This is a genomic window from Aquabacterium sp. UBA2148, assembly GCF_002328915.1.
Classification (GTDB): domain Bacteria; phylum Pseudomonadota; class Gammaproteobacteria; order Burkholderiales; family Burkholderiaceae_C; genus Aquabacterium; species Aquabacterium parvum.
The window spans coordinates 4,677-6,340 of sequence record NZ_DCXA01000067.1 but is presented as its reverse complement, the minus strand read 5'-3'; the positions used below and the strand labels follow the sequence as shown (position 1 = coordinate 6,340).

Genomic DNA, 1,664 nt, shown 5'->3' with positions numbered 1-1,664 from the left:
GGCAAAGCCTCGGCCCTGTTCACCGGCACGTGCAGCTTCCACCGCAGCGTTCAAGGCCAGGATGTTGGTCTGGAAAGCGATGCCATCGATCACGCCGATGATCTCGTTGATCTTGCGCGAGGCAGCGTCGATCTCGCTCATGTTTCGCACCACCTGCTGCATCACCTCGCCGCCCTGGCGCGCGGCCTGGGTGGCGCTGGCCGCCAGGTCGTTGGCCGAACGGGCCGACTCGGCCGTGTGCCTCACCGTGCTGGTGAGCTGGTCCATGGAGGACGCGGTTTCCTGGAGGCTCGAGGCCGTGTGCTCGGTGCGCTGGCTGAGATCCTGATTGCCCGCAGCGATCTCCGTGGAGGCGGTCTCGATCATCTGCGCGGCCTGTTGAACCACTGTCATCGATGACGAGAGCTCGGCGACCATGCGTTGCAGACCTTCCATCAGCTGGCCGATCTCATCTTGCGTGCGAGCAGACAAGTCGGTGTCAAAGCGCCCGGACGCCACCGCATTCGATGCATCGACCGCCCGCCCCAGATCAGAGATCACCTGGCTCTGCAAGCGCCATGCATAGACCAGCGCGCCGACACCAGCCAGAACACCCATCAGCGACAGGATCAGGCTGTTGCGCAAAGCCGCAGCTTCGAGATCGAGCACGGCCTCGTCGGCCGCACCTCGCACCTGTGCTTCGAGCTGATCAAGGCTGACCTTGACCGCCTTGAAATCGGCGTCTGCGGTCTGCAGGGCAGCGATGCCGGTGTTGGGGTCGATGGTGGACAGGTCAATGGCCGCATCGGCGGACTTGGCGTACTTGTTCAGCGCCTGATCAAACTGCTGGTAAGCAGGTGACGAACGAACCGCCTCGGGCACGCTGGTTTCCACACCCTTGCGGACCTGCTCTGCCGCTTTGGGCAGGGCGTCGCGCCGAGCTTTGACCTGGGCATCGTCGAGCGATCCGATGATCGTGACGGTTCGGTACATGTCGACGTGCGCATCCCCCAGCGAGTCCACCACGCCCGCGATGCTGACCTGCCGGGTGATGGCGTCCTCATAACTGACGTGGCTTTGATCGCGAAAATGGGCCATCACGGCCAGGTAGCCGCCCAAGGCCAGCAGCAGCACGCCACTGACCAGGGCTGGCGCCACCATCAACTTGGCGCGAAGTTTCATGGGTCATCCTTCGGACCCACCGGGTCCGCATCCTGGACCGAATCAGTTCACTTGTAGATGCCGCCGCAGAGCACGGTGTCCTCGAGCTTTTCGCAGTACATCTGCTTGGGCTCGATCTTCTTGGTCTCGGGGTTGGTGAACTTGTAGTCCTGCCAGAAGGTGCCTTGGGACTTGGCCATGTCGACGCGCTCCTTGACGAAGAGCTTGCCGTCGATGTCCTTCAACTCGATCAGGTTCTTGCCGATCATCTTGGCGTTGGCGCCGTGGGCGTGCACGGTGCCGTCCAGGCCATAGACCACCAGGTACAGGTCTTCCTTGCGCCAACTGGCGTTGGCCTTGTCGCTGAACTCGGCATACGCCTTGTCCTTGCCGGCCGACTTCACGTGGGCCACGCCCTTTTTGACCATGCCCACGGCATCGTCCTTGGTGGCGCCACCATCGGCGGCCAGGGCAGCATTGGAAAGACCTGCGGCGGCGACCACGGCGGCGACCATCCACTTGAT

2 protein-coding genes are annotated in these 1,664 nt (G+C 63.0%); both read right to left on the bottom strand.

Going from position 1 to position 1,664, the window contains the following annotated elements:
- Positions 1-1,161: methyl-accepting chemotaxis protein (locus tag B2W70_RS03715; protein WP_286742983.1), on the bottom strand; the 1,161-nt coding region annotated here is incomplete at its 3' end.
- Between the two features lie 47 nt (positions 1,162-1,208).
- A complete protein-coding gene (locus tag B2W70_RS03710; protein ID WP_058088181.1) occupies positions 1,209-1,655 on the bottom strand; it encodes a cache domain-containing protein in 447 nt (148 codons plus the stop codon).
- Between the last annotated feature and the right edge of the window lie 9 nt (positions 1,656-1,664).